The 6,407-nt window shown below is 38.4% G+C and carries 8 protein-coding genes; 2 read left to right on the top strand and 6 right to left on the bottom strand.

The genetic code is table 11. From position 1 onward, the window contains the following. Nucleotides 1-128 precede the first annotated feature (128 nt). Nucleotides 129-419, top strand: coding sequence for a YesK family protein (locus tag DX933_RS06785; protein ID WP_123315719.1), 291 nt, complete (start codon nt 129-131; stop codon nt 417-419). Here the strand turns inward: DX933_RS06785 and DX933_RS06790 are convergent, their stop codons facing one another. The 6 genes from DX933_RS06790 to DX933_RS06815 all read right to left on the bottom strand — a co-directional run bounded on the left by DX933_RS06790 (nt 420) and on the right by DX933_RS06815 (nt 4,263). Then, nucleotides 420-974, bottom strand: a complete 555-nt coding sequence (locus tag DX933_RS06790; RefSeq protein ID WP_123315720.1) for an SLOG family protein — start codon at nt 972-974, stop codon at nt 420-422. 75 nt (nt 975-1,049) lie between these two features. Continuing rightward, nucleotides 1,050-1,487 carry a spore coat protein gene (locus DX933_RS06795; protein WP_123315721.1) on the bottom strand — a complete coding sequence of 146 codons (438 nt, stop codon included), beginning with the start codon at nt 1,485-1,487 and terminating at the stop codon, nt 1,050-1,052. Nucleotides 1,488-1,670: 183 nt separating this feature from the next. Next, nucleotides 1,671-2,447, bottom strand: a complete 777-nt coding sequence (locus DX933_RS06800; protein ID WP_317843086.1) for an ABC transporter permease — start codon at nt 2,445-2,447, stop codon at nt 1,671-1,673. Then, on the bottom strand, nt 2,422-3,405 hold the full coding sequence (locus DX933_RS06805) for an ABC transporter ATP-binding protein (protein WP_123315722.1): 984 nt from the start codon (nt 3,403-3,405) through the stop codon (nt 2,422-2,424). Before DX933_RS06805 ends, DX933_RS06800 begins: the two co-directional genes overlap by 26 nt. Before the next feature lie 191 nt (nt 3,406-3,596). Then, the gene (gene mscL / locus DX933_RS06810) at nt 3,597-3,974 is read right to left on the bottom strand and encodes a large conductance mechanosensitive channel protein MscL (RefSeq protein WP_123315723.1); all 378 of its coding nucleotides are present in this window, start codon (nt 3,972-3,974) and stop codon (nt 3,597-3,599) included. A gap of 136 nt (nt 3,975-4,110) precedes the next feature. Continuing rightward, nucleotides 4,111-4,263 carry a small acid-soluble spore protein P gene (locus DX933_RS06815; RefSeq protein ID WP_123315724.1) on the bottom strand — a complete coding sequence of 51 codons (153 nt, stop codon included), beginning with the start codon at nt 4,261-4,263 and terminating at the stop codon, nt 4,111-4,113. A gap of 245 nt (nt 4,264-4,508) precedes the next feature. Here DX933_RS06815 and DX933_RS06820 point away from each other — a divergent pair, with 245 nt between their 5' ends. Continuing rightward, the gene (locus DX933_RS06820; RefSeq protein ID WP_397316035.1) at nt 4,509-6,233 is read left to right on the top strand and encodes a SulP family inorganic anion transporter; all 1,725 of its coding nucleotides are present in this window, start codon (nt 4,509-4,511) and stop codon (nt 6,231-6,233) included. Nucleotides 6,234-6,407: the final 174 nt, after the last annotated feature.

Consider the following 6,407-nt stretch of genomic DNA (forward strand, 5'->3'; position numbering starts at 1 on the left):
CCCTCCAAAATAGATAGATAGATTTAATTGCTTTTTAAATCATGTTAGCCCGTTCCTATTCGATTGCTTTGAAAAATCAGATGAATTAGAATGAAAATGAAACCATACCTTAAAGGAGAGCACAATAAATGACAGGATTATTCATAATTGCTGGAATTACTTTTATCATCCTAATGGGAATCAGTATTTATTTTCACACAAAAAATTCCCCATTAAAATATCTCATTCCGATCATCTTTATCATGCTTAGCTTCATCATGATTGGATATTCATTCGTCATTGGTGGTTTTGAAGGAATGGGTGTTGGTGCAGTAGGCTTTGCTATCTTTATTGGCGCTGCCCTTGCTTTCATCTTGACAGATATAGTCGTTCGGGTCAAAACATTTAAAGAGCTGATGAATCAACATTCCAATAAATAATTATTCCCAATAACGCGGGTCAGCCATTTGAATTTCTTCGACTATATCATCCAGATCTTCGGGTGTAATAAGGTGGATTGGATATGGCTTATTTGCGTGCTTCGCTTCCTCATGGAAAAACTTCACACTGCCAGGATATTCATCGTGCAGCAGTAACAAACACCCATCACTCTTGTCAATCAGCCATTTATCCCTTGCTTTAAACTGATAGGCACCTTTGTATTCACCTGAATATAAAGGTTTGAAAAAATCAGCCAGCAATTGTAATTCTTCATATTTCTGTTGCAATGCTTCTGGCCATCTTGTCTGTTGATTCTCAAAAGGGGGTATGACACCTAGTTTTATATCATAATCAGCCTGTAAATCAAATACCACTTCCGCTGTCCAAAGCTCAATGCCCATCTGACCTGATAGTAATACCCATTCTAAACCTTCTTCAATGAATCCAGTTAAACGTTTTGCAATTGCGGCTTTTATATATGTAATCCGTTCATCCTCTTCGCTAAAAATGCTCAGTTCTGTTGGCTTATAACCGGTAACAACGAGTACTTTCAATCCATTCGCCACCTTTCTTCTATTCCAAAAAAAACAAAGAACTAGCAAGTATATTATGCCAGTTCTTCGTCCAAATTAACACCATTTATTTTGAGGTTTCTTCATTCCGCAGCCTTGCCAGCCAGGCTGCATCATCCCACCTACTTGTTGTCCCGGACCATTACCAGGCTGCATCGCTCCCCCAACCTGTTGTCCCGGTCCCATTCCAGGTTGCATCATGCCACCTACTTGATTACCAGATCCCGGACTCATTGCGCCACCTACTTGATTCGGCGGTGCAGGAACTGGAAATGACCCTCCGTTGATATTGACTTGATTCTGCGTATTCACAACAGATGTCGAATGTGGGAATAGATGCACATTTTCAACAAGATGATGATTCATTACAGTAGTATGCGATGGATGAATATGCTTTACAACACTTTTTGTGCAGTTGTTGACAACATTTTCCTTTACTGGATATACAATTTGTTTACAACCACAGCCACAGCGCGGCCCATGACGATGTCTCATATTATTTCTCCTTCCTTGTGATAGGTTCACTACTAACCTATGTTAGAGGGAGGGGGTTTGTATAAGACACTCACCTAATTTCCCATAATAAAGTGAAATGACAATCAGTGGGGGTTTTCGCTCTTCCGCCACTGATTATTAGTTGAACGAATCAAGGATCACAAAAGGCTGATTCGAATTCGTCTAATAATGTGCCAGTAAACCTTTTCTCATTGCAATTCGTTCACAGACAAGGAAAAATCCAAGTCCAATGACAAAATAAAACACGGCATTGAATCCAAGAATGAAGAAATCGCCCATCGTTATCTCACTTAACGTTACCCCTTGTATCATAATATTTCGTACCAAATCTACTCCTTTTACAAAAGGCAGAAATGCAAGCGCAGGCGCTACAGTTAATGGAACAAACGTTAAACCGGCCAGAATGAATTGTAATATCTGCAAAAAAGCTTGAACTTGCTTTAAGATAATGGAAATACCTGCAATCATAAATCCAGCTCCAAACATACTAATCAATGTAAGCAGGAGAATTGGCAATATAGCAATTACATCGATATTTAGCCATTGACCTGTTACCGCCATGGAAACATATAATAATCCAACAATAATAAAGAAATAGATTGCCGTTGTGGAGATTAATCTTGTTATCATCACCTTCCACAAACCCATTGGTGTCATACAAAGCTGCTCAAGCGTCCCACGCATGGCTTCATTCGTTATTTCCCATCCAATACTATTCATCACCATCATGGCTAAAAACCAGAAAATATAGTTGACAATAACATATTGTGTATTGACATCTTGGGAACCTGGATCCCCAACAAGCTGAATGCCTGCAAACATTCCAAGAAATATACAAAAAAAGGTAATTACCATTGCGATGGTATTCGGCATATACCGTTTTAATTCAATATATTCTTTTCTTAGATTTGCTTTAAGAAGATTGAGCCAACGCACCATTCTTCGCCTCCTTCACGATTTTCATAAAGATTTGTTCAAAATTTACTGTTTTTCGATCAATTGAATCCACAGGTGTTTCTTCCATCTTTAAAATATCGAATAACTCATATATTTCTTCGCTTTTTGCCAAATCTACATCCAGAGTCGCCTGGGCTAAATCCTCTGTATATTGATGGTGTGGGAACTTTTGCTTCAATAATTGCTGTTGCTTTTCACTTAGGCTTCCTTCTAATCGAATAAGATAGGAGCGTACTTCAAATAAACGCATTAAATTTTCAATTCGGTCATCTGTAATAATTTTCCCATCGCTAATAATAACAGTTCGTTCGCATAAATCCTGAATAACATCCATGTCATGCGAACTAATGATAATCGTGCGTTGGTCATTTTTTACAATATCTCGTAACAGTTCACGAACCTCATAGCCAGTTTCGACATCAATTCCAAGCGTCGGTTCATCCAGTAAAATAACTTCGCTATCTGCCAGCATTGCCACCGCAATTGCAAGCTTTTGCTGCATTCCTCGAGAAAGCCGATTCACCAATTCATTTTCCTTGGATTTCAAATGAAATTGCTCCAATAACTCCTCAATTCGACCTGCAACTTCCTTCCGAGATCTTCCTCGATTACCTGCGAAGTATTCCAGATTTTCCCTCACCGTCAGTCGCCAATATAAATTTCGATTCCCTTCAAGTACAGCACTAATATTGTTTAAGGCATCCAACCGTTTTTCCCGGTTATTAACCCCATTAATCGTTATGGTTCCTGAGTCTTGTTCCAGAAGGCCACAAATCATTTTAATCGTCGTTGTTTTACCCGCCCCATTTGGACCTAATAATCCAAGAATCTCACCACGATTCACAGTGAATGACACATCATTTACCGCCTGTACATAGGTTTTTGATTTTCTCTTTTTATACGTTTTTTTAATATTTCTGACTTCTACAATTGCTTCCATCCAACCATCCCTCCTAAGAACTGTTCTACTAGTACAAATCATACCCCACATGTTAAACAGCTTCCACCACCTAAAGCTTTAAAAAATATCCGCCTCTAGTCGGAGGTGCATCTACACCTTTCTAGACATATAATTCATTCCATAATAAAAAAGCCGGGAAATTGTTCCGACTTTTTTCGTTTTCCATATTTTTATGCTTTATTATTTTGTTCTTTCAATAGGTCGCGGATTTCGGTAAGCAATGCTTCCTGTGGATCCACCTCTTCCTCCTCTTCTTCTTCCTTTCGTTTAAACTTCAATAGTAAACGAATAAACAAGAAAATAGAAAAAGATATAATAAGAAAGTTAAATATAGATTGCAAAAAGACACCATAAGTAACATTTGCATTTCCGACCGTGAATGCAAGCCCACTGAAGTCAATACCGCCAACTAAAATTCCAAGTATTGGTGTAATAATATCATCTACCAATGAAGAAACGATTTGTCCAAATGCTGCACCTATAATTACTGCAACAGCGAGATCCAGCACATTTCCTTGCATGGCAAATTCTTTAAAATCCTTCCACATGAGACATAACCTCCTTTTGAAAAATTATACAAGTAAATTGAAGATATGGAAAGTATTTTTGCTAATTTTGTCACAAAATGACGAAATATGCCTAGATTTGAATGAAAAAAAGGGCAGCTGCATGCTACCCGCTATCTTATAGATCATGATGTGGATTATGTTTTTGCCCACTATGATTTGCTTTTTTAACTTTTTTTGAACCACTTAATGGTTCACCATATGGTTGTGTTGGACTTTTTGGTAAATTAACCCGCTGTTGTTGCTTCGGTCCTTTTGGTCTGCTGGACATTTTATTACCTCCTTCTTCTCTCTATAGCTTTTGATTCATATGAGAAACTATTCATCCCACATCTTGTATGAAATATTGGAGTCCAGATAATTTTTATCCAGATATGGTATAATAGTGGTAATTGCTTTTTCATTTTTCATTTCATTGCTATGCTTCCCCAAAAATAGGCTCGCTTGTTAAGCGGGTTTTTTCCATGCACTTTTTTATCTTTATCATGTTAAGAAAATCAAATAGGAGAGATGTTATTGTTTAAGGATGATCGTTTTAGCAACATGTCCCCTGCAACTATAAAGCAGGATTTGATTGCTGGTATTACTGTGGGTATTGTCGCGATACCGTTGGGAATGGCCTTTGCAATTGCATCAGGAGTGAAGCCGGAATATGGTCTGTACACCACGATTATTGCTGGTATAGTCGTTGCTTTATTCGGTGGTTCTAGATTTCAGGTAGCCGGTCCAACTGGCGCATTCATTCCGATTCTACTTGCGATTGTACTCCAATATGGTTATGAGAACTTATTAATTGCTGGTTTTATGGCTGGAATCATGCTTATTCTCATGGGTGCATTTAAGCTCGGTAATTTAATTAAATTCATTCCAAGATCCGTAACAATCGGCTTTACATCCGGTATTGCCGTAATCATCTTTAGTGGCCAAATTGGCAGCTTTCTTGGATTGGAAGGTTTGGAGAAAAAGGAATATTTTCACCAAAATGCACTACAGCTTTATCAACATCTGCATACTATCAATTTTTATAGTATTTTGATTGCACTATTGGGATTACTCATCATTATTTTTCTTCCAAAGCTTTTTCCAAATGTTCCCGCCCTGCTTTTTGCTATCATTATCCCAACTATATTAGCAGTCGTGCTTTTTCCGGATAAAGTAGCAACAATCGGAACGGCCTATGGCGGTATTACTGCTTCATTACCAACCATTCAAATTCCACATATTACTTTGGAAAAAATATGGATGCTTTGGCAGCCAGCATTTGTGATTGCTATGCTGGGTGGAATCGAATCCTTACTATCAGCGGTCGTATCGGATGGGATGACAGGTAAGCGGCATCGCTCCAACCGTGAGCTTGTTGGGCAAGGAATTGCTAATATGACGGTGCCATTGTTCGGTGGAATCCCTGCTACCGGTGCAATCGCACGTACAGCAACTAATATCAACAGTGGAGCTTTTAGCCCATTATCCAGTGTGTTTCAAAGTTTATTTGTCCTTGTCGTATTGGTTTTATTTGCACCATATGCATCTGCCATCCCGCTAGCAAGTATGGCACCTATTTTAATGGTTGTTGCTTTCAATATGAGTGAGCATCAATCTTTTGCTCATATATTAAAATTGCGCACGAGTGATTCCATTGTCCTTGTCGTTACATTTTTATTAACCGTATTTATCAATTTGACCGCTGCCGTTCAAATCGGCCTGCTATTAGCTATGATTTCTTTTATAAAACGGATGAGTGAAACATTTGAAGTAGAAAAAGTGGTACCTGTTTTAGCAAAACGGCATATGGAGGAGAAAGTAGAAGACTATGTGATTAAATGTCCGCAGCTTTCTTTTTATACCATTGATGGTCCCTTGTTTTTTGGTGCAGCAGACCGATTTCAATCTATTATTACCAGATCTATTCATCGTCGACCAAAGGTACTTATTCTGAAAATGAAGCATGTGCCACTGATGGATGCAACTGCCATCGCCAATTTAGACTCGCTTGTAACAGATTTTCGCAAGATGGGCGGTATCACTTTAATTAGTGAGATAAATGGAGATATTATGAAGATGCTTATGACAAGCGGGCTATATGATAAAATTGGTCAACAGCATTTTTTCTTTGATACTACAAAAGCTGTCGATTATGGTTTACAGCTCATTCGACCGAAGCAATGTACAGTCTGTGCAAGAAGTGGTAGTTCAACTTGTCGTGCATTTCAAAAAAGCAAACAACTGGAGCAAACGAGTTAGGAACGAAATGGGGAACAGCCCTTTAACACAACGTATGGATCCGTTTAAAGTAAATATCCGCCGGTAGAACCGGCGGTTTTAATTTCGCCCTATAAGGGCACTTTACCAACATAGTCCCTAAAGGGACCTCTAAATTGACCGTCAATTGTTTATGTTCCTATCTATTTTTTGAAT

The organism is Ornithinibacillus gellani, from assembly GCF_003730295.1.
GTDB classification, from domain to species: Bacteria; Bacillota; Bacilli; order Bacillales; family Amphibacillaceae; genus Ornithinibacillus_A; species Ornithinibacillus_A gellani.